This is a genomic window from Wolbachia endosymbiont of Aedes aegypti (assembly GCF_021496215.1).
GTDB classification, from domain to species: domain Bacteria; phylum Pseudomonadota; class Alphaproteobacteria; order Rickettsiales; family Anaplasmataceae; genus Wolbachia; species Wolbachia pipientis.
In genome coordinates this window covers 1,158,203-1,181,197 of sequence record NZ_CP090902.1, presented here as the reverse complement: position 1 = coordinate 1,181,197, position 22,995 = coordinate 1,158,203, and the positions used below count along the sequence as shown (strand labels likewise).

Below are 22,995 nucleotides of genomic sequence, written 5' to 3'. Positions count from 1 at the left end.
TAGTCTATTCTTAACATTACATGACAATAATACACAATTGTTGTACTTGATGCAAATAAATTTTTTAATCGTTAAGCGAACCTGCAACCGTCATTTCGCTAACTTTAATCGTTGGTGAATTAAATTGCCCACAAAAAGTTAGATCATCTGCAACGACTAAATTGCTAAACATATCCTTCAAATTGCTAGCAATGGTAATCTCATGTATTGGATACGTTATTTTTCCATTTTCTATAAAAAATCCGGAAGCGCCTTGGCTGTAATCGCCATTGATTAAATTGACACCAAAACCAAATAAATCAGTTACATATATTCCCTCTTTCACTTCCTGAATTAATTCTTCAAACGATACATCACCATTCTCAATGTAGAGGTTACTAGCTGCAGGAATAACTGCAGCATTACTTGCACGAGTTGCACTTCCGGTTGTTTCTGAGTCTAATTTTCTAGCCGAGTATAAGTCTAAAATCCAATTTTGTAATATTCCGTTTTTTACAAATATATTTTTCTTGCTAGTTATCCCTTCTCCATCAAATGGTCTCGATGCTATGCCTCTTGGCAACAATGGATCATCGATAATATTAATTCTATCGTTGAAAATCTGAGCGTTTAAACTACCCCTCAAGAAAGAACTGTTGCTTATAATACTGCTCCCATTTATAGCAGAAGCAAAACTTTTTACTAGCCCTTTTGCTGCTCTTTTTTCAAAAATAACTGGAAATTTACCAGTTTTCATTGTACGTGAATTCAATTGATCAACTGCTCTTTTTGCTGCTTCTTTTCCCATTAACTCTGGCAACTTTAAATCACTAAAATTACATGCTATATCATAATCGTAACCAACCTTCATTTCACTTTCTCTTCCAGCAATAACAGAGACCTGATTAGCAAAGGTTGATTTACTAAACGAGCCAATAAAACCAGAAACAGTCGATAATACTGTATTCACTAAAGCGTATGAAGAAGAGGCTCCTTCAGAATTAGTGATACTCTTATGTGCAAGGGCTGAATTTTCTGCAGCTTCAGCAATTTCTTTTAGGTTATCAACGGTTACAACATTATTATCTGAGATACTTAAATCTGCAGAAGAGATATAATTACTACCATTTACAGCAAAATTAATGCAAGGATCTTCTGGCGCATTCTTTGCCATTTCTACCACTTGGCTTACTGTATCACTCAGATTATTCAAATCGTTTGTAGAAATATACGCAGCTTTGTTTTTACCTGCTATAGCTCTGATTCCTACAGTGCAATTTTTAGATTGTGATATTTGCTCAATTTTTGATAGACGCTGAGAAACTGAAGTCTTATTAGTTTCATATATTGTAACTTCCGCATCTTGATTTTGCTTTTTTATTAGTTTAGTAATATCTGCTGCAATATTTAATATATTCATTTTCTATTCCTTAGATTTCTATAAAGATTCTGCACCACCTATAACTTCAATTAAATCAGTCGTAATCGCTGCTTGACGAGAACGATTATAAAGCAATGCTAATTTGTTCAGTATCTCTTTAGTGTTTCTGTTTGCTGATTCCATAGCAACCATTCTAGCACTATTCTCACTCGTTGCACTTTCAAGTAAAGCAGAGTAAAGAGCAATTACAACGTAATCTTGAACCAAAGATTTTAAAATAAATTCAATATTTTGTGGTTCATACTCATAGCCGTAATCTGTTGTTGGACCAGCCAGAGAGCTATCAATCAAGGATGAGTCTTTACTCCATGGTTTTATTGTTTCCAACATTGGTTTTTGCGTGAAGGTATTATAGAATTTACTATAAAAAACTTTAACTTTATCGTATTTACTTAAATCTATACCATCAACCAAAGCTTCTACGTGCTTTAACGTGATTCCCTTACTATTTTCAATTTTTAAGATACTTTTAGAGTCAAATCTATTTTTACCTACATCAAAAGCTTTTTTACCAAGAAATACAATATCTACTTTTTTGCCATTTGCGATTGACTTATTTACACGCTCTTGACTAAATTTGACAATAGAAGAGTTAAAGTTGCCGCACAAGCCACGATCAGACGCAATAATGAATACTAGGTAAGAACCGTCGTTACTGACATTTAGAATTTTTGCCAGTAATTCTTGATCAACTGATAGCATTAATGAAAAAATAATGTTATGCAGCTTAGATACATATAATTTTGAATTTAATAACTTCTTTTGGCTTTGTAACAACTTTGCTGCAGAAACCATTTGCATTATTTTCGTGGTTTTCTGTACAGACCTAATATTCTTAATTCTTAAGGATAATTCCTTTAAGCTCTTCATTTTGTATACAACCCTGATTTATTAAAATATATAACTGTTAGTGTCTAAAAGCAAGTTTTTTTGACATTAAAACCAAGTCTAGCTAAGAAACTTGCAGGTTTATTGTTTGGAGATAAGGATTATATTAAGAAAGTGCTCTAACTTCAGCAATATCAATGTGAAAGTAGCCTAATGGTAATTTCTACACTTTGTGGAATTTTATAATATATAATAAACACAATTAAAACTATTACAACTTGAACACTTATGATCCCATTGTTCTAGTTCCCTGTTACAATTTTTACATTTCCAGCCTGGATCAGGCAAAGCTTCTGAGCCCATCTTGTTTAGCCAATAAATTACCTTGTCGTGTTCTTGCAATGTAACCTTGAGTTGTATTACAATAAAGTAGATTGACATGTAATTAGCTTTTTTCATAGCAGTATCTAAATATTGACTTGCAAGATCATATTTACCTGAACTCATTGAGGACAAAGCAAGTAAACAGTAACTAAAATAACAATCAGGGCGTAAGTTGTATAGTCTTTCAGCACCTTTACTATTTAAATTGATGTACATTTTAGCTGACTGAGGAGTAGGATTTACTGTATACTCTGCCTCTAGCACTGCAGAAGCTTTTCTGATTTTTCCAAGTTTAATATATAATTCTGCCTTTAAATAATTGATGGGCTGAAAAATTGCACTATAACGTTGTGCTCTAAATAAAGACTTTATAGCCTCCTTAAAATTTCCTTTACTTTCATATTGCTTTGCTAAAGCGCAATAAAACACTGCAAACATTTCTTTATGATCAAAGGGGAGAAAAATATTGGACTTAACTGCTTCCTTCAACCTCAAAATTGCATTAATCCAATCTTCTTTCAATATGCAATGCTCTATTTGAAAGGGAATAGATAGCATTTTATCGTTAATTGAACTAGAGCAATATTCTATAAATTTTTGAAAGACTACTTTTTCTTGTTTGAGGTGGACAATCAGCTTATTGGCTAGAAGTAGAGCTAAGTTACGATTTTTATTTGCAATATTTGTTAAACCGTTACTGAAAAAGCTGNTAATTTCCCGTCTTACCTGAGTTAAAGAGCTTTATTAAAGACAACCTATCGCTCTCCTCACTCAGACTTTTAACTAGCTTTTGGGCATTCTCTATATTGTCTAAGTCTATGCTAAAGAAAGCTTCAAAGAGAAGCAATTCTTCCCTATCCCTTCTTCTATTTCTTATGTTGGCAAATGTTGATGAAATGGAGGAAAAAAAGCGTACAAGTGTAATTAATAAAAATAATAAAACTACACAAGTAAAAATAATGAAATATAGATCAATACTTATAGTGTAATTGCCTAATTCCAATTTTATTACTTCACCACTTACCTTGACCCATATACCAAATAAAAACGAAAAAGCGAAAATTATAAAATAAATCATGAGATATATTGTAATAAGTGATGATATATTGTTGAAATATTCTTAGAAGCTACAATAAAACCATTCAATTTATTCAGCCATAGCTTGAATTCTGAATGCGTTAAATTGCTTACTGTAACAGTTATATTTTGCCAATCATTATCATTTATTGACTCCTCAATTTCTGCGAATTTTACTCTTAATGGATCATTTCGGTCGTCTACCTTTATCCAGTTTGAAATGATTTTTTTAGACAATGTACTTTTGTTGTAATCGATAGTATCAATAGTTTTTTCAAAAGATAACTTCAATTCGTGTAAGGTATTTATCTCTTTCAAATTTTCTAATTCATCTACTGCATTTTCTATCTCTGGATCGTCAAGCTCTGATATCAAAGGCTTTATTGAATTTATATGGTTATCAAATTTTGCTTCTCGCAATAACGAATTCTTCATTTTAACCACAAGTAATAGCAATTTTGCAAGGTTCTTACATCTTGAGTTATTATCACCTTGCTCACATTGAGTATGCTGACTTCTCTTGAGGTCAAATATCTTTTTTTCTATTCTAGATTGATTAACTTCAAGCAAAATTCTAAATTCATCCATGTTTTCCGTTAAAGCTTTCACATTGTTTTCACTCTCTTGCTGATTTATTTTTAAAAAGATTATGTTATTTATTGTGATGTAACCGGTAAATAACAATACAATTAAGAACCAACCTATGTACTTTTGCTGAGTATCATTCATAACGTAGTATCTCCGCAGGATCTTGTGCAGCTGCCTGCAACGCAGGAGCAATTGTCGCTAAAAATGATAAGAGTAACGCAAGTGCAGAAATATTTACTACGTCTTGGGGTACTAATATCACTGGCAAACTTGAAAAAAAGTATATCATAGGATCAAACAGCTTGACGTTAGTAATGTTTTCTAAAAACACTCTAATGCTTTCGATATTGAGAGAAAAAACGACACCTATAATACAGCCAAGACAAGTTCCCGTAAAACCGATTAATAGACCACAAGCGCAAAATATACGCATAATGCTTCCACTTGTTGCACCAAATGTACGCATAATTGCAATCGCGGATTTCTTTTCTTGCACTATCATCATTAAATTTGAGATAATATTAAACGCTGCTACAACTATAATCAAAGTGAGAATTAAAAACATCACATTTCTTTCAGTTTTTAAAGCACTAAAATAATGGCTTTGCTGTGATTGCCAACTTTCAGCTTCCATTCCTATTTCTTTTTCTATAGCATCTGCCAGCTTATCAGCTCTAGTAACGTCGTCTACAAGTACTTCTATATTTTTTATGCTATTTTTATAACTAAAAAAGGCTTGTGCTGATTTTAGAGGCATATATATCAAGGTATTATCATACTCAAACATACCCATATCAAATATTGCTATAACTTTATATTTTTTCATTCGCGGCATTTCACCAAGTAATGCATCAAATTCTTCAGATGATATAAACGTAATTTCGTCGCCATAGTCAATGTTCAAAACTTCTGCTAAGCGTGCTCCTATTATTATCCCTTCATTAAATTTTTTTACATCACCTATAATTACATTATTTGTAACGGCAGTACTATCAAGCAAATCTTTAGTTGACACACCTCGCACTACGCTACCTGCAATTTTACCATTTGCTACAATAATAACTTGATCATTGGTCATAGGAGTAGCTTTTAATATACCAGGAATTCTCTCAATAGATTTTGAAACTGCGTAGTAATCTGAATTTATGTTCCTATCAAAATAAACGTTAATATGGCCATCAATGCCAAGTATTGAGTCAAGCAACTTTGCTCTGAATCCGTTCATCACAGACATCACCACTATTAGTGTTGCAACTCCAAGGGCAATGCCGATAATAGAGAACAAAGTCATTATAGAGCAAAATCTGGCATTTCTTGCTCGCAAATAGCAAGCAGCCATAGTAATTTCAAAGGCAATGGACATTACAAAATATTTTGAGGTTAGACATTATATTTTTGAAACTTCGTATAATTGTAGACTTTTCTTTATTTAAAAACTAGAGATTTTTGCTTCCTTAAATTTAGCAGACTTATAGAGTATCTTTAACATTAGAATTTCAAAATCTTCCATATACATCATCCAACCTCACTATATCATTATCAGATAAATGCTCTCCTATCTGAAATTCAACTATTTCAAGTGGAGAGCTTGTGCTTTTATAACATAGAAAAAATCAAGAATATTATTGGGTTTATTCAATAAGTTATAATTCTTTCCTTCCATAATTTTCAAATTGTACAACTAGTTGCTTTACATTTACATCTGTGAGAAGAGCATTTTTGCTAACATGAGGTCTCGGATCAGATTTTGCTGATAAGGGATTCATCTGAGATATTTCATCCCTCATTGGAAATAAGCGAGATTGGGAAGCAACTTTTGGTGATGGCCTAGTTTTTTTCTCCACATCTATATTCACTTGTGCAACAGGAGGGGTCCTGCTTTCAATAGTTTGCGCATTAGGACTTTCTTTTGCTTGATTTTGTTTGAATTTTTTTCTTATCTCTTGTACTTTAATATCGATATTATAATTAATTTCTTTTTCCATAGAAGATACTACCATTTCTAGCTTTGTGCTTGATTTTTGATCAGTATGACCTAACTTTTTAAGTTTTAGTGGTAATTCAGGTTTATCTTTAGTTGATTTAGGAACAGTTCCTACTACTTTTGGTTTTTGTCTAACTTCTTGACCAGCAGTAAACATTTTTTTTGGCAATGGGGATGCTATTGATGGTTTTGGCAATATTGGAGGTTTAGATTGTTGTTTTTGTTTAAGTTCTCTTTTTGCTTCCATATGTTCTTTAGGAACTGTTACATAAATTAGCTCTTCTCTAGGCGATTTTGAACTTTGTGAATTTTCTGTTAAAATTTTACTCTTCTTCTCTTGATAATTTGATATCTCTTTGTATCCAGGCTTTTCATCTAATGAATTTCCATGGCCTGAATCATTATAATTAACTTCTACTTGTCTATCTTCTTTTAGAAAACTGCGTTCTGGCTTTTCTGGAGCTATTGCAATATTTCCTCTTTCAACTTGCTCCAAACCTGAAATTTTACGATAAGCCTCTAGATATTCAAAGATTGTCATTGAAGTAGGAGGAGGTAATTTATCAATAAAACTACTTATATTCTTAACTGGAACATTTCTTCCCGAGATTCTATTCAATATTTCCTTTAATATCTTAAGACCTGATGGCTTTCCATTCATCGATTTTACATAATCAATTGAGTCACTACGTATAACAAACTTAGCTACATCTTCTGCCTTATCTGTAAAACGCTTTAATGCCTGAGATAAATCCCTTACCGTTTTATTATAATGTCTAATAGTTACTAACTCATCTCTTGCTTTTATAGCTTCTTTAAGGAAACCGAGATTTTCTCTATAATTGTCACTTTTAAATGGATCCTTCATATTAATTACAACTCATTATTTATTAAAATATGGGTATAGGTTTAAAATATTAAGATTTAGTAAATATTATTTTTTACATAAAGCAGCTATACCCATATTATAAATTGCCAACAAATGCATTTATGGCGTTACCATATTCTTCCATATACATCATCCAATCTCACTATATCATTATCAGATAAATGCTCTCCTATCTGAAATTCAACTATTTCAAGTGGAAAGCTTGTGCTTCTATTTTCAATCCTATGGGAAACTTCCCTTGGGATTTCTATCATATGGTCCTTTGCTATAGCATATTCTTTGTCTTCTAAACTAACATATCCAACTCCTGATAGCACTATATGGTATTCATCTCTATAGTGATGGAATTGCTTAGAAGTGCAGCTTAATGGATTGATAAAAAGATATTTTATAAGAAAATTTTCGCTCATTAAAATTATACTACAAAATCCCCATGGTTTAACTTCTTTCCTTATCACCTTTACTTTCTTCACTTTATGAATAAATGAAATTAGACTTTTGTTTGGTTGCTTACAAGCTCCACTCAATAAATTTTTATTACTTTCTGTCGTTGAAACTGGTTCTTTTTCTCTAATCACATGCTGAAATGATGCCGGTTCTTTACTAAACTTCTCACTCAATTCTAAAACTGAATTCCAAGTTCCAACATCCAACCAATCGAAATTAGCTTCTATCATTGCAACGTTTTTTGCTTTCTCCATCACCAAGTAATCAATGGATATGCCTTCAATTCCTGCAAAATCTCGTTGTTTTAAATACAGAAATCTCTCTTGCGGTGTGAAATATTTAAAACATAAATTGTAAAGATTCGGGGCAGATTTTTTAATCTCATCTATGTAGCGTTTTGCTTTAAGAGGTTGTCCGGAAACTAGTAAATTCAAGCATATTCCCTCTTTAACATAACCCTACTCATAGCTAGGTATATGAAATTCTCAGTGGATGTTGTGAGTAAATCATACTCCTTCGATAGCCTTCTATTCCTATTAACCCAAGCAAAAGTCCTTTCTACAACCCATCTTCTTGGCTGTACTTTAAACCCTTGTTCTCTTGTTGGTAGTAGCTCAGGTGGCGTATCTTTGTGCACCCAAAATCTACATGGAGGCCTTTTAACAATTTCAATATCTATGTCATATTCTTCCTTTATGTGATTCTTTAAATTTCTTCCTTGGTATCCCATGTCAGCCCACATTTTTTTAACTTTAGTATATTTTGTTCTCATATTGTTTAATGCTATTTTAATACCATCTCTATCATTTTCGTTAGCAGCACCTACGTAACAACCTAGTATAAAACCCTGAGTGTCTGTAATTATATGCCTTTTTCTACCCTTTACTTTTTTACTTCCATCATAGCCTTTGATCCCCCCTTTTCTGTAGTCTTTACAGATTGACTATCTACTATACAGGCACTCGGCTGCTCATTCCTTCCTATTTTTCTTCTACTATATTTTGTAATTTCATAATTCATTTTCTCAAAAATTCCCTGCTTCTTCCATTGCCTGAACTGCTCATACACAGTCTTCCATAGCGGAAAATCATTTGGTAAATACCGCCATTGACACCCTGTACGCAATACATAGAAAATTGCTTCTAATATTTCTCTTTTGCTATACTTTGGCGGCCTTCCTCCTTTCTTGTATGATACTCTGAAGTGTTTTTCTATTCTTGACCATTCCCTTTCGCTTAGATCTGTTGGATACTTTTTTCTCATCTTTACCCCGTACTAAAATTTCAGATATTATAGCCTTTTACTTGTTTCCGGACAACCTCTAAACACAAATATTCCAGAGTTCCAATAATGATCGTTACTTAACTTACGCTCGGGCTTTTCTGTAAAATCTTTCACTATATGACATTTTTCTTTCTGATCATATACTGCATTTATATAGCCGTATTCAGAATTGAATTCATGAGGCTTAACCCCAAAAGTGACTATAGAGTTAGTTTCAGAGGCTAACTTAGACGCTTTTTGAGTAGAAGCATAAAAACTATTCAAATCACCTATAAAATGGTCTGAAGGCAGAATTAACATTGTCTCGTTTTCATTGCAGAGAAGTGCAGCAATTAATATTGCCGCTGCTGTTCCAATTTTCACTGGTTCGAAAATCACTTTATATTCTTGCAGTGCATGCAATTCCTCCATCACTAATGACTCGTACTGTATATTTGTAGCAATTATGGGCGGCATATAATCGCTTTTTAGCCTCAACAAAGTGTTGTGAAACATAGTGTTCTGACTAAATATTTTCTGAAATTGCTTTGGCTTAGATAAAGGCCAAAGTCTGCTACCACTACCACCACACAATATTACAGGGCGCATTTAGTTAAGATATTAATTAAATAATTAATATCTTATACTGAGGGCAAAATACATGCAAGTTTTTGTTGTGGAATAGTTAATAAAGAAAGTAAATGTTGATTTAAAGTAATTGCTAATGAGAGTGATCATGTGTAGCGCCTTGCCCGTGCTGTGAATTTCTTCTATTTTGTAATTCCTCAACATGACCTTTTCTTTTATCACTTAATATTTCATTACCCTTATTTTGTTCTTCCTCAGGACTCTTTAGTATTTCATTACTCTTGCTAACTTCTTTATCATCCCCTTGTTTCTTTGGCCTTCTAGCGTTAAGCTCATCCCATGTGCCCACTAGTGAATCACGATTCCCATGATCCGGCTTTAGCCTTTCTTCACCTTTAATAACATTAAAGTCACTTTTTGCTTCTTCCAAACATCCTTTCAGTTGGTGTTTCCACATGGTGTAGTAAGCATCACCATATTTTTTCTCATTTGCTACAAACAATAAAATTGGAGCCTTAAGTATGGTAGCTCCCATATCCACTAAATTTTTTACTGCCATTGCAGGAGTAAATAAAAGATAACCAAAAGACTTTGCAATTGGGTTTTGTTCGCTTATTAAATGCTCCCCTAACTTTATAGGAAGAGAAGTCAACAATTTAGTACAAACTTTAGCTAAACTTGTAGCAAAAACGATAGGAACAGATATAAGACTTTTATCTAGCTCTAGATTACCATTCTGATCTCTAATTTCTGAAAAATGGGTGCTTAGCTTCTTGTAATCACTAGTGTATAACAATTCTCCATTTCTTCCTTTTTCATCAACAACTTCCTGAACTTTACCTTCTTTATTTTTTACCTCTTTAGTTAGCACAGAAGAATTAGTTAATTCAAATGGATATTGAGGATCCTTAGTTTTTTCAGCTTCAAAAATTGGCACGTGTTTTTTCAAATCCATTCTCGAAAAGCCTAATGGCTCAAAATATGACTTATGCAACTCATTTATCGGAATTTGCTTACCCTGATTGTCTATATAATTGATAGTAAAATAAGATCTATCATTATCTTTATCTTTGGTAACTAAAGATAATCTGAAACTTGGTTGTTCTCCATTCTCATCTTTTTGACCATACAAAAGTTTATAGGTTGGATTTTTATCTTTATCTAGTATAGCATTTCCATGCATATCCCTGTTTTCTATGATTTTAGCAGACTGTACAATTTGATCATAATTTTTTGGATACTGGCATTTCCTTCCATCATACATCATTACCTTTCTAAGGTCTTCGACGTAAACTTGAGATTCAGGTGAAGTAAGCAGACCTTTTGCTTTAAGTGTAAGATCTATTGCTCCCTTTTTTAATGCTTCAAACATATTGTCAAACCAAAATCGCTATAATGCTATAGTTCAATAATAAAACTAGTACACTAACAATATATTAACACAGCACCGGTGATTTTACAAGAAAATATGCCTGTAGAAGATAAAGATTGTAAAAGCGAGGGTTATATAAGTAATGCTTGATAAGTACTTTATGCATGTAATTGTAAAAATCCTCAAAGGTACGCTGTGTATATAATCTTCGCATACTACCTGCATTCCAAGAACTGCGTGCCAAAAAATGCAAAACAACAATACAACAAAAAATAAAAGCTCTAGAGGGTGATTAATAAATTTTTCACTAAAAGACAAAGAGCTATCAGTATAAAATGTGCAAGAAAATGAATAGATAAACCAAGGAAACAGGAACAGTAAAATTACCGCAGAAACACGCTGAACCCACCAATGATGTACTGAATTTCCAGACTGACTCATATAAACATAAATAAAAAAGCCATAGTAGAAAGAAGTAGCGTTACTGTCAGCAGTATAGCACTCCTTGAAACGCCAGTAATTTCTAAATTAAGCCCAACATCCCACAATAAATGACGAATACCATTAAGAAAATGATATACAAAACTTATAAAACATAAGACATAAGCTAATTTAGCAACAGGAGTGAATAATAATGCATTTAAGTACCTTACTATAAGTAACTCAGGAAAGTAAACATGTAATATGAAATACCAAGAAAGTATCATTAATAAAAGGAATAGCAAGATACCAGTCAATCTATGCATAATAGAGAAAAAACTAGTAACTTGTACTTTATATATTTGTAAATGTGGAGAAAGAGGTCTATCACTCATAAAATTCCGTTATCGGGAAATTAAAATAAAGTAGAAGTAAAGACAGCAGTATAGCACATAACAACACCATCATTAAAAATGGTAAATTATGTGCAAAGCCTAAGGAGGTAATCCAGCTGCAGATTCCCCTACTGCTACCTTGTTACGACTTCACCCCAGTCACCGATCCCACTTTAAATAACTCCCTCCTTGCGGTTAGGTCGTTAGCTTCGAGTGAAACCAATTCCCATGGCGTGACGGGCAGTGTGTACAAGACCCGAGAACGTATTCACCGTGGCGTGCTGATCCACGATTACTAGCGATTCCAACTTCATGCACTCGAGTTGCAGAGTACAATCCGAACTGAGATGGCTTTTAAGGGATTAGCTTAGCCTCGCGACTTTGCAGCCCATTGTAGCCACCATTGTAGCACGTGTGTAGCCCACTCCATAAGGGCCATGATGACTTGACATCATCCCCACCTTCCTCCAGTTTATCACTGGCAGTTTCCTTAAAGTCCCCAGCATTACCTGATGGTAACTAAGGATGAGGGTTGCGCTCGTTGCGGGACTTAACCCAACATCTCACGACACGAGCTGACGACAGCCATGCAACACCTGTGTGAAACCCGGACGAACCGACCCTATCCCTTCGAATAGGTATAATTTCCATGTCAAGGAGTGGTAAGGTTTTTCGCGTTGCATCGAATTAAACCACATGCTCCACCGCTTGTGCGGGTCCCCGTCAATTCCTTTGAGTTTTAATCTTGCGACCGTAGTCCCCAGGCGGAATGTTTAACGCGTTAGCTGTAATACAGAAAGTAAAACTTCCCATATTTAACATTCATCGTTTACAGCGTGGACTACCAGGGTATCTAATCCTGTTTGCTCCCCACGCCTTCGCGCCTCAGCGTCAGATTTGAACCAGATAGACGCCTTCGCCACTGGTGTTCCTCCTAATATTTACGAATTTCACCTCTACACTAGGAATTCCTCTATCCTCTTTCAATCTCTAGATTAGCAGTTTTAAAAGCAATTCCAAGGTTGAGCCTTGGGATTTCACTTTTAACTTACTAATCCGCCTACGCGCCCTTTACGCCCAATAATTCCGAATAACGCTAGCCCTCTCCGTATTACCGCGGCTGCTGGCACGGAGTTAGCCAGGACTTCTTCTGTGAGTACCGTCATTATCTTCCTCACTAAAAGAGCTTTACAACCCAAAGGCCTTCTTCACTCATGCGGCATGGCTGGATCAGGCTTTCGCCCATTGTCCAATATTCCCCACTGCTGCCTCCCGTAGGAGTCTGGACCGTATCTCAGTTCCAGTGTGGCTGATCATCCTCTCAGATCAGCTATAGATCATTGCCTTGGTAGGCTATTACTCCACCAACTAGCTAATCTAATATAGGCTCATCTAATAGCAATAAATTTTTCCCCCGTAGGGCGTATACGGTATTAGTTGCCGTTTCCAACAATTATTCCGTACTACTAGGTAGATTCCTATACATTACTCACCCGTCTGCCACTAAGTTATACCATAGCAAGCTACAATATAACTCCGTTCGACTTGCATGTGTTAGGCCTGCCGCCAGCGTTCATTCTGAGCTAGGATCAAACTCTCAAATTTAGACTTCAACCTATAAAAGGTTGAGGGTACATCGGATAAATCCGACAAAAAATAATTTAGCTTAATACTGCTGTCTTTATTTCTACTTTAGAAATATTTTAATCTCCAACTATTCAAACAACTTTAAGAATATTATTATGTGATATAATCACTATGTCAATATGTTTTTGCAAATCAAAAGCATTAATGTATAAATATATAACTATTCAGAATATTACCATGAAAAAATACATCTTTCTGCTTGCACTCGCGCCAATGTTAGTTGGCATCACATTATACTTATTGCGCAACATTGATAACACAAAACAATCTATAACTGCAGGTGACAAGTTTTACGAAGTATTATTCTTAAAAAAAGATAATAAGCCGCTGCTAGAAGAAATAGATTCAAATTGGGAGTATTTAGCAAATTTTGAACGCGCATTCAATCATATCTCAGATTCAATGCCAACAGACACAGCATCTATTTATAATGATTTGGCAGATGATAAAGATGCTCCTAATGTTTTGCGTGAGTTAGCACAATATTTAGAAGTCATGAGCTTACTTCACTCCAACGGTGAAAAAATAAATAAAGACAAAATTGATAATTTAGAATCAAGCACAGTGTATCCTTATTCAAGCCAAGAAGCTATCGCTGTAGTAAAGATACATAATAACGACATTAAAGGTGCAACTGAAATATTGCGTTCCCTATTAAATGATAGAAAATGCCCTATCCTAATCAAAGCTAATGCACAAGAATTACTCAGGATATATGGGAGTTAACTCATTGGACTTTTTGCATAGCTTTTGGCAGCGCATCGGATGAAACGAAAAAACTTACTTGACACCCTTCGCCAGCGCCCTTATCATGATAGTGAAGCTATTGTATTTGCTTTCGCCAATCTGCAGATTAAAAGGTAAGGATTACTTAATGTATCGGCGTCTTATGTTCAATTTTTTGCAGTATATAGATACTGTATGTCTTTACAAAACTTCATCTACATCTAGATTTTTATCTAAATAAGCTGAACGCGCTTATAAAGCGTTACAAGACATCAAAAAATGCCAATACTCGACAGAGATAGTAAAAGACTAGCTAACTCGGGGGTTCTTTGTCTTTTTTTCTGCTTAGTAAACTTCTTAAACATTTGCAGCGTAAGTTAGTTGCAATTAAAAGCAGCTTAATCTTGCTTTTCAAGCGTTTAAAACATAAAAAACGCCAATATTTTAAAGCGGATAATAACCCCAGGGCTTCTTTTGCCTTTTTTTTCATTTGGTAAATTTCTTAATATTTATGGCTAAAGATTGCACGAATGTTGCAATTACAAAAACGATTTCTACTAGGGTGTCATCCCAGTGCGTGACACTGGAATCCAGCCTTTATTATGCAGCCACTTGGTTGAAATTAAGTCTTCTGGATCCCAGTGTCAGCTACTTGGATGACACCATTCTTTTTCCTGGATCCAAGTAGTCAGGGCACTGGGATGACAGCTACCCTGACAATCGTCATCCCGCTGCTTGTTAGCGGATACCGCGGCGGTATGACGTAGAAGTTATACTTTTATGCTTACCAACTTAATAAAATTCCTGGATTCCAGTGTCAGCTACTTTCATGACACCAACAGTTGATATTGGTTTGTTGCTTTGCTAGCCAACTACTAGCTATGCCTCAAGTTTCCTATTCAAAATTTTCAATATCAAATCCAATTCATTTGGATTATCATACCGTATCATAACTTTACCCTTAGAATTGTTGTCATTAATTTTGATCTTTAAACCAAGTTGAGAAGATATAGCGCCTTCTATTACTGTCATATCTTGATTTCTAGTATATCTCTGCTCTTTTTGATTGTTGTTTTGATGTAGGTCCTTTATCAGTTTTTCAGTTTGTCTAACGCTTAAGCCCTGAGAAACTATTTTTTCTGCAATACTTTCCGCATTTTCAACATTAATCAACGCTCTTGCATGACCCATAGACAATTTTTTCTCATTGATCATTGTTTTCACCCTATCAGGGAGCAACAACATCCGAATCATATTGGTTATGTGGCTGCGGCTTTTGCCTATAGCTGAAGCTAATTCCTCATGTGTATAGAAAAACTCATCTATCAGTTTTCTGTAAGCTTCACCTTCCTCTATTGGATTAATATCTTGCCTTTGTATGTTTTCAATAATGGATACTTCCAAGCATTCCTTGTCGCTCAGATCTTTTATGATAACCGGTGCACTATCAAGATTTGCAATCTTGCTTGCTCGCCAACGACGTTCTCCAGCTATTATTTCATAACCATCATCATTTGAATCTTTGCGTACCACGATAGGCTGTATAATGCCACTTTTCTTTATCGAATTTGCAAGTTCTCTTAATGACTCCTCGTCAAAATGTTTCCTCGGTTGAAATTTGCTTGGGTGCAGTAATGAAATAGGCAAATGCTCTTGTCGATCTTCTTTATTATCATAATTATCGCCTATGAGGCCGGCAAGACCTCTGCCGAGGCGTCTATCATCCTTCATACTACGCCCTCGCTTACTAGTTTCTTCTCCTTACAACTGCTCGCATGCTTTTTTAAAATTTCCCTTGCCAAACTTATATATGCTTGTGCACCAGGACACTTAAGATCATACACAATAGCGGGTTTTCCATGAGAAGGCGCTTCTGATAACCGTACGTTACGTGGAATAACAGTCTCATACAATGGGATGATAGTTTTGTATACTTTATCATTTAAATACTGGCAAATATCGTTTTTAATCTGTTCACTGAGTTTGTTGCGCCTGTCATACATTGTTAACACTATCCCTTCTATTGCCAAAAAAGGGTTTAGGTTATTCCTTTTTATTAGCTCCACAGTTTTAACTAAATGGCTTAATCCTTCCAGAGCAAAAAATTCACACTGAAGAGGAACAATAATAGAATTAGCAGCATTCAAAGCATTTATGGTCAGAAGCCCAAGTGATGGAGGGCAATCGATGATTATATACTCATAATTATCGCGTATCTTCTCCAATGCGCTTTTTAGTACGAATTTTCCTCGCTCAAGTTGCGATAATTCAATTTCTGCAGCTGACAAATCAACTACTGACGAAATTAGCGATAAATTCGGAATTTCCTTTATATTGAAAATTGCCGATTCTATCAATTTATTTTCGCTGCTTAGTAGTATTTTGTATATGTTTTTTTCTTCCCTACTACGATAAGAAATCCCGAGTCCGGTGCTAGCATTTCCTTGAGGATCAAGATCTACCAATAAAGTGCTTTTTCCCACAGCAGCAAAGGCTGTCGACAAATTTATACTAGTTGTGGTTTTGCCAACTCCACCCTTTTGATTTACTATTGCAATAATCTTGCTCACGCCTTTTATCTTATGTATAAAATAATTCTATTGTATATATGCAAGAAACTTTTGCATTAGAAAATTTTTTTGTTGCTAACCACACTAAAATTAGACTGTCTTTTTTGCTTTGTGTAACACACTTTGAACCTTGTTTCCTAATTCATTCAGAGTGAATGGTTTTGGCAAAAAGTGAAAATCTTCTATATTGATGTCATCACTCTTTAAAAAAGCATCTTCTGCATACCCAGAAATAAAAATAACGTTGATATTTGGCCTATGGATCAATGCTTCTTTAACTATTTCTGGGCCGCTCACCTCTGGCATGATTACATCAGTGATTATAAGATCTATATGTTGACTTTTTTTACTGATTATTTCTGGCGCCTCGCTGCCTATGCTTGCTTCTATTACATCAAATCCTTTTCTTTTGAGTGCTTTAGAGATGAATTCCCTTACTGAATCTTCATCTTCGATTAATAAAATTATACCATTACCTTTAATTTCACTTACTACCGGTTTTTCTGTTTCTTCACTATCTTCCTCTCTATCACTTTCATCTGATATGTAAACCATGGGCAAAAATATGCTAAATTTAGTTCCATGATTTACTTTGCTAGCAACATAGATGTATCCTTCAGTTTGTTTAATAATGCCATATACAGTAGAGAGGCCAAGACCTGTACCAGAGGTAATATCTTTGGTAGAAAAAAATGGATCAAAGATCTTTTCAGTTGTATCACTCGTCATTCCACATCCAGTATCAATTACTTCAATCACAACATAATTTCCATGTTCAATCGCTTCCTTGTCTGGAGAAAACATATCCTGAGGTGTAGAATTTAATGAGTCAATCTTTTGATTAAAGGTTCGTATAGTTAATTCTCCGCCCTTTTCCATAGCAGCACTAGCATTGACTGCTAAGTTAAGTATAACTTGCTCTAATTGCCCTTGATCAGCCCTAACAGCACCCAAGTCTCTACCATAATAAATATTAAATTTTATATTTTCACCTATTAATCTTTTTATCATTTCATAAAGATTAGCTATAGTATTATTTACATCAATAATTTTTGGCTGCAAGGTCTGTCTTCTTGAGAAAGCAAGCAATTGTCTTACTAAATTTGATCCACGCTTTGCATTTTGCTGTATCTGTATTATATCTCCAAAAGATGGGTCACCAGCTGAGTGTTGGAGTAAAAGCAAATCGCAAAATCCTATTATCCCAGTCAATATATTGTTGAAATCATGCGCAATACCACCTGCTAACTGCCCTATAGCTTGCATCTTTTGATAATGCTCAAGCTTTATCTCTAGGTTTTTGTGTTCAGTATTGTCAATAAAATAACAAAGTATGAAGATCATTTTATTATGAAGAAACTTATTGAAATATATTTTTATGTTATTACCGCCGTTGAGCTGTACATCAAAAGACGCATTATTTATTNTATTACTCGAAAAATATTCACGTATTTTCACATGATAACTATCCAATATCAACGTAAAGATTGAATTATTATCTGACCCTGCAAGCTTTATTAGTGCCGTATTTTTCTTTACAAAGTTGCCGTTTATGTCACATTGTGCAATAGCAATTGATGAATTTGCAAAACAAGGGTGTAATTGATAATCAACAATATTTGATTCGGTTGGTGTTATAAAGCCATATATATAGCTATGGTTGTATTTATCACAAAATATAGCAGTGCTCATATAAGCCTTGAATGGAATACCACTTATAGTAAAAAACAAAATTTCATTATCGGTTGTTGTATTGTTATATTTAGATTGAGATATAAAATCACTGATTGAGCTACCTTTTTCCAGTTTTTTTAGTTCAAATATGTCTAAAAATCTTTTATTTACAGATAAAATCACCCCTTTGGCATTTGCAATGTAAGTTCCTATGCTGTGTTTTTCTATTAACTCTTCATATATCTGCTCCTTGTTTATCTGTGTTGCTTTTAATACAAAATACCCATCTGGCCTTGCTATTGGCACTAATGATAAATTTAAAATCTTATTACTATTTATAGCAATTTGGGGATTATCTGGTATCGGCTCAAAGAGCAAAAGAAAGTTAGATACTCTATTCTTCTTGTTTAAGGAAATGCATACCTGTACAGAAGAGTTATTTTTTAGTGCATGATAGAGTACTTTTTTGTCTGCTTCTGAAACATCTCCTATTTCAAGAATCTTGTCTAACGTAATGTCATCATCTATATGATCTTTAAACCTTTCGTAGAACCTTGCATCAGCATAAATAATACCTTCATCTTTATGTAAAATAAGGCAAAATTCTGTATTATGATTTAGTGCATTTGCAAATATTGCATTTTGAAATTCTATAGTATTAAGTAGGTATCTGTAGCGTTTTACATTATACATCATAAAGAGAGTTGTTAGAATGCTAACTAATAAATTAATCTCTATATTAATATGCTGACTATATATATCAAAAAAGTAGAGTATCGATATTGCTACTGGAGGTAAGAGCATAATAACTGCCATCACAACAATTGACATTCCATAATTTCTTAGTATGAAGTCAACCCTGTTCTCTTTTTTGTTATCTATGTATCTTTTATTCATTATTGTTACTTGGCATTGTTGTACATACGAAAATGTTCTATTATATTGATTTAATTATTATAGATTTATTAACGTCTTTGATAGATAATTATCATCCAAATCTAATTAAGTTCCTTAAATATCAGATATAACAATGTTAATAAGCTAGCAAGAGGATATTATGGAAAAACAAAAAACACAAGCATTTAAATGGTTCTGTGCACTAAGAGATAAGATTATAGAATCTTTCTTATTAATTGAAAAACAATCATCCGCAGAGCCAAAAATCGAAAAGAGAAAGTGGGATCGCCCAGGTGGTGGAGGTGGTGAATCTACAATTATTTTTGGTAATGTTTTTGAAAAAGTTGGAGTAAACGTTTCAAAAGTACACGGAAAATTTGCAGATTCAGCCATTAATGAAATTCCTGGTGCAAGTGAAAGTAACGGAGAGTTCTGGGCAAGCGGTATATCTTTAGTGTCTCATATGCAATCGCCCCTTATCCCTGCAGCACATATGAACACAAGGCTGATATATACTTCAAAACAATGGTTTGGTGGAGGAATGGATTTTACGCCAATATATAAAAATGAAGAAGATTGCAAGTATATTCATGAATCAATCAAAATGACATGTGATAGATTTGACACCGGATATTATCCAAAATTTAAAGAGCAATGTGACAACTATTTTTTCTTACAACACAGAAAAGAGCCGCGTGGTATTGGTGGCATTTTCTATGATAATCTGAGTTCTAGCAACTGGGAAAACGATTTTGAGTTCACAAAAGCAGTAGGTGAAGCCTTTTTGGAAATTTATTTGCACATCATACGTAAACATATACAAAAATCTTGGACAAAAGAACAACGAGAAAATCAATTAATAAAACGTGGCAGATATGTAGAATTCAATCTGTTATACGATCGTGGCACAAGGTTTGGTTTAATGACTGACGGCAATCCAGATGCAATTATGATGTCAATGCCACCACTTGTTAAGTGGTTATAGAGAGCTGCTATTAGTAGAAAATAAATCATCATAGTTTAAAATTGTACCATGGTAGTGAGCTTTTATATAGGGGGTATAATCATGGGCATAATAGATAATTTTTTAATTAAATCTGTCAAAAACAATGACATAAAAGGTGTTAAACTGACTCTAATTCTCTATGATGCATTAAATAGTTTTAGAAAATTCTTTTCAAAGACTATGTCTCTCAAGAATACAGGATCATTTGATATAAATAATAATCAAGCTTTAAATCAGGCTTTAGGACATGCTACAGATCACAAAATAATGGAATTGCTGATTAATCGTGGAGCTGATATCCACTCAATAGATGAGAATGGAAAGAATGTTATAATTCGTGTTATTGAGAGTTTAGCAGAATCAAAAAATCTAAAATTGGATAGTGAGAAAAACTTACCAGCAGAGATAATTCTTCACCCCACAGTTTCCTTTTTACTAGGAAAAGGCGCAGAGTATTATTCTACAGATGATTTGAATGTTGAAGCTATACAACAAAAACCTCCTAGAACCTCTGAATATGAGCCAATAACTATGTACGCTGAGGTGAACAACAATGTAATACCACCTCAAAAACCTTCTAGAACTTTTGAGTATAAGCCAAAGAGCACTAATTATGATGCTTTGCCTTCAAAAGAGCCAATTTACGCTGAGGTGTATGATGCTAAGGTTAGTAACTCATTAGGGGAGAATGGTTATTTGAGTGTATCAGAAGAATCTATTTATGCTGAAATATATGATTCACATAAAAAATCCACTGAAAATTTATCATTGGAAGATAGTGGTTATTTGAGTATATCAGAAGAACCTATTTATTGCACTATAGATGATCTTTCAGAACAAAAAAAGCCTACTAGCCTAAAACAGAAAGAGCCAGAACAGTCGTCAGAACCTATTTATGCTAGGGTAGATTTGTCCAAGAAAAGAGCAGAAAGAAAAGCAAAAGACATAAAAGCTAATTCTGGAACTTGCCATGGGTTAGTGCAAGATAAAGTGAATGATTGGCAAGTGAAGCTAAATGAGCTAAGTGCTAATAAGTCGATAAGTCAGCAACAGACTAATGATCAAAAAATTAAGACCAAGGCTGGCTTTAGTGTAGAAGAAATAAGGCAGAAATATGAGCGTAGAGATTCTGGCTACGATTCTGGCTATGATTCCGATACAAAAGTTGAACAACAATTAGAATTAGCTCCTAAATCTGAGATAGGTTCAGTGAGTATTGAGCATGGAGTAATAGGAGGCTGTCGATATAAGATTACTGATATATCCCTCTAACTATGTGATTCAAAATAATTGAATTGACTTTATATATGTAATCGATATAACCTAGTTAGATTCAAGTTGACTCTTTCGTCTAGTGGTTAGGACACCACCCTTTCACGGTGGTAACACGGGTTCAAATCCCGTAAGAGTCACTCAAGTAGAATATAATTAAAGTTTTGAATGGGAAAAATTAGGCTCTATGTTGAAGAAGCTTTATCACAAGGCGTGAGTTTAGCACTTAATCCACAACAAAGTCACTATATTTGCAATGTAATGCGGCTTAAGAAGTATGATAATCTCTCTCTTTTTAATGGAAAAGATGGAGAATGGTTAGGAGAAGTAGTTAATATATCGCGTAAATTGACAGAAGTTACACCCAAAGAATGCACTAAACAACAGCAATATGAGGAAAATTTATACCTGTATTGTGCCATGGTAAAAAGTGCTGCTTTGAACAACATAGTAAGACAGGCAACTGAAATGGGAGTAATCTGCATTCAATTTATTTCAACGGAACGTACAGTGGTAAAAAATATTAACCTAAGTAGAGCAAAATTACAAGCAATCGAAGCAGCGGAACAATCAGGTAGGATAAGTATACCAGAGATTTTGCCTCCTATTAACTTTTGTGAGTTACCTGATTCCCAGAGTAAAAATTTTGTTTTGTGTGATGAAACAGGTAAAGCTGACAAAGTGCTGAAAGGCAAAAAAAATGTTGCTATTATTGTTGGCCCTGAAGGTGGTTTTTCATCTTATGAACTTGATCTTGCCGATAAGTTTTGTCAAAAATTGAGTCTAGGAAAAAGAATTTTAAGGGTCGATACTGCTGTAGTTGCTGCACTCACTTTCACCAATTGGTGTAGCTAGATTTTTAAATATGACTAAGGTTTGGGTCATAAAGAAATCTGGTTCAGTGTTGCGCGCACAAAAACCCTGTAGACTTTCTACGAAGCAGTCTGTTGTTAAAGAGGAGCTAATAAAAAACATATTCTAAGATAATATTAAATCTCATATTATATTTTTTCTAAAGTAAACAAATGAATCTTGCATTTTGCCTGAGTTATTGATACTCTGAGTAAAGAAGTCGGGGCGTAGCGCAGCCTGGTAGCGCATTTGGTTTGGGACCAAAGGGTCGGGAGTTCAAATCTCTCCGCCCCGATGTTAGTATAATTGTAAGAACGCTGTAACATAAGAGCAATCTCCATCAGTAAGCAAGTAGCTGACACTGGAATGACATTATTTACCATGTAAATTATGGCATATTACATTTTAACGCTCAAGTTTATAAAATAATTGACAATGTTAATTTTCTAATTTATAAATAGATTTTGAAATGATTATCGAAGGAGGTATAGAGTTTGATAGAAGTATTAGTCCATTATGGTGATGTAGACAGATCTCTTCCAGTATTGAAAAAAACAATTCAAAAGGAAGGAAGAGGGTTGAAAATGAAAAAACAATATCATGAAAAAAAATCAGAAAAAAGAGCTAAAAAGAAAGCTGAAGCTAAAAAAAAGAGGTACCAACAAGAGTGCAGAAGGCAACGTTATGGTTGGTAGT

16 protein-coding genes, 2 tRNA genes, 1 rRNA gene and 5 pseudogenes are annotated in these 22,995 nt (G+C 34.2%); 7 read left to right on the top strand and 17 right to left on the bottom strand.

From position 1 onward, the window contains the following. Positions 1 to 64: 64 nt before the first annotated feature. The 13 genes and pseudogenes from L0Z58_RS06115 to L0Z58_RS06050 form a co-directional block, all read right to left on the bottom strand. Positions 65 to 1,399 (bottom strand): TldD/PmbA family protein, encoded by a 1,335-nt coding sequence (locus tag L0Z58_RS06115; protein ID WP_010963122.1) that lies wholly within the window; start codon positions 1,397 to 1,399, stop codon positions 65 to 67. Between the two features lie 18 nt (positions 1,400 to 1,417). Further along, entirely contained in the window at positions 1,418 to 2,290 is an 873-nt protein-coding gene (gene atpG, locus L0Z58_RS06110) for an ATP synthase F1 subunit gamma (protein ID WP_010081973.1), read from the bottom strand. Between the two features lie 198 nt (positions 2,291 to 2,488). Beyond that, a pseudogene (locus L0Z58_RS06865) lies at positions 2,489 to 3,710 on the bottom strand (heme biosynthesis protein HemY). After that, positions 3,707 to 4,438 carry a hypothetical protein gene (locus L0Z58_RS06095; RefSeq protein WP_010963119.1) on the bottom strand — a complete coding sequence of 244 codons (732 nt, stop codon included), beginning with the start codon at positions 4,436 to 4,438 and terminating at the stop codon, positions 3,707 to 3,709. Before L0Z58_RS06095 ends, L0Z58_RS06865 begins: the two are co-directional and overlap by 4 nt. Beyond that, a complete protein-coding gene (locus tag L0Z58_RS06090; protein ID WP_010963118.1) occupies positions 4,431 to 5,660 on the bottom strand; it encodes a lipoprotein-releasing ABC transporter permease subunit in 1,230 nt (409 codons plus the stop codon). The genes L0Z58_RS06095 and L0Z58_RS06090 overlap by 8 nt, the downstream gene beginning before the upstream one ends. Positions 5,661 to 5,940: 280 nt before the next feature. Next, positions 5,941 to 7,149, bottom strand: a complete 1,209-nt coding sequence (locus L0Z58_RS06085) for a hypothetical protein (RefSeq protein ID WP_010963117.1) — start codon at positions 7,147 to 7,149, stop codon at positions 5,941 to 5,943. Between the two features lie 128 nt (positions 7,150 to 7,277). Continuing rightward, positions 7,278 to 8,021, bottom strand: a pseudogene (locus L0Z58_RS06080) (cupin domain-containing protein); the annotation flags it as partial. A gap of 26 nt (positions 8,022 to 8,047) precedes the next feature. Then, positions 8,048 to 8,880, bottom strand: a pseudogene (locus L0Z58_RS06075) (IS5 family transposase). 57 nt (positions 8,881 to 8,937) lie between these two features. Further along, a pseudogene (locus L0Z58_RS06070) lies at positions 8,938 to 9,489 on the bottom strand (sugar phosphate nucleotidyltransferase); the annotation flags it as partial. 112 nt (positions 9,490 to 9,601) lie between these two features. Continuing rightward, complete coding sequence (locus L0Z58_RS06065) at positions 9,602 to 10,840, bottom strand: hypothetical protein (RefSeq protein ID WP_010963114.1); 1,239 nt, start codon at positions 10,838 to 10,840, stop codon at positions 9,602 to 9,604. Between the two features lie 84 nt (positions 10,841 to 10,924). Next, positions 10,925 to 11,281 carry a succinate dehydrogenase, hydrophobic membrane anchor protein gene (gene sdhD / locus L0Z58_RS06060; RefSeq protein ID WP_010963113.1) on the bottom strand — a complete coding sequence of 119 codons (357 nt, stop codon included), beginning with the start codon at positions 11,279 to 11,281 and terminating at the stop codon, positions 10,925 to 10,927. Continuing rightward, complete coding sequence (sdhC, locus tag L0Z58_RS06055) at positions 11,278 to 11,655, bottom strand: succinate dehydrogenase, cytochrome b556 subunit (protein ID WP_010963112.1); 378 nt, start codon at positions 11,653 to 11,655, stop codon at positions 11,278 to 11,280. Before sdhC ends, sdhD begins: the two co-directional genes overlap by 4 nt. 100 nt (positions 11,656 to 11,755) lie before the next feature. Continuing rightward, a 16S ribosomal RNA gene (locus tag L0Z58_RS06050) occupies positions 11,756 to 13,260 on the bottom strand. A gap of 153 nt (positions 13,261 to 13,413) precedes the next feature. Here L0Z58_RS06050 and L0Z58_RS06045 point away from each other — a divergent pair. Beyond that, positions 13,414 to 14,028 (top strand): hypothetical protein, encoded by a 615-nt coding sequence (locus tag L0Z58_RS06045; RefSeq protein ID WP_010963111.1) that lies wholly within the window; start codon positions 13,414 to 13,416, stop codon positions 14,026 to 14,028. A 560-nt stretch (positions 14,029 to 14,588) separates the two neighbouring features. Here L0Z58_RS06045 and L0Z58_RS07150 read toward each other — a convergent pair. From L0Z58_RS07150 to L0Z58_RS06025, 4 genes and pseudogenes are all read right to left on the bottom strand, one after another. Further along, positions 14,589 to 14,672: pseudogene (locus L0Z58_RS07150) on the bottom strand (WPE palindromic element domain-containing protein); the annotation flags it as partial. A 235-nt stretch (positions 14,673 to 14,907) separates the two neighbouring features. Further along, a complete protein-coding gene (locus L0Z58_RS06035) occupies positions 14,908 to 15,759 on the bottom strand; it encodes a ParB/RepB/Spo0J family partition protein (protein ID WP_006279814.1) in 852 nt (283 codons plus the stop codon). Beyond that, positions 15,756 to 16,598: a ParA family protein gene (locus L0Z58_RS06030; RefSeq protein WP_010963109.1), complete on the bottom strand. Its 843-nt coding sequence runs from the start codon at positions 16,596 to 16,598 to the stop codon at positions 15,756 to 15,758. Before L0Z58_RS06030 ends, L0Z58_RS06035 begins: the two co-directional genes overlap by 4 nt. Positions 16,599 to 16,688: 90 nt before the next feature. Continuing rightward, positions 16,689 to 19,169 carry an ATP-binding protein gene (locus tag L0Z58_RS06025; RefSeq protein WP_234964226.1) on the bottom strand — a complete coding sequence of 827 codons (2,481 nt, stop codon included), beginning with the start codon at positions 19,167 to 19,169 and terminating at the stop codon, positions 16,689 to 16,691. A gap of 160 nt (positions 19,170 to 19,329) precedes the next feature. Between L0Z58_RS06025 and hemF the strand changes: the two genes are divergently transcribed. From hemF to rpsU, 6 genes are all read left to right on the top strand, one after another. Beyond that, positions 19,330 to 20,154, top strand: coding sequence for an oxygen-dependent coproporphyrinogen oxidase (hemF, locus tag L0Z58_RS06020; RefSeq protein ID WP_022626154.1), 825 nt, complete (start codon positions 19,330 to 19,332; stop codon positions 20,152 to 20,154). An 81-nt stretch (positions 20,155 to 20,235) separates the two neighbouring features. Continuing rightward, a complete protein-coding gene (locus L0Z58_RS06015) occupies positions 20,236 to 21,447 on the top strand; it encodes an ankyrin repeat domain-containing protein (RefSeq protein WP_022626153.1) in 1,212 nt (403 codons plus the stop codon). A 68-nt stretch (positions 21,448 to 21,515) separates the two neighbouring features. Further along, positions 21,516 to 21,587 (top strand) — tRNA-Glu (locus L0Z58_RS06010). Positions 21,588 to 21,615: 28 nt separating this feature from the next. After that, complete coding sequence (locus L0Z58_RS06005) at positions 21,616 to 22,302, top strand: 16S rRNA (uracil(1498)-N(3))-methyltransferase (RefSeq protein ID WP_006279818.1); 687 nt, start codon at positions 21,616 to 21,618, stop codon at positions 22,300 to 22,302. A 218-nt stretch (positions 22,303 to 22,520) separates the two neighbouring features. Further along, positions 22,521 to 22,594 (top strand) — tRNA-Pro (locus L0Z58_RS06000). Between the two features lie 199 nt (positions 22,595 to 22,793). Beyond that, on the top strand, positions 22,794 to 22,994 hold the full coding sequence (gene rpsU / locus L0Z58_RS05995) for a 30S ribosomal protein S21 (protein WP_010963104.1): 201 nt from the start codon (positions 22,794 to 22,796) through the stop codon (positions 22,992 to 22,994). Position 22,995: the final 1 nt, after the last annotated feature.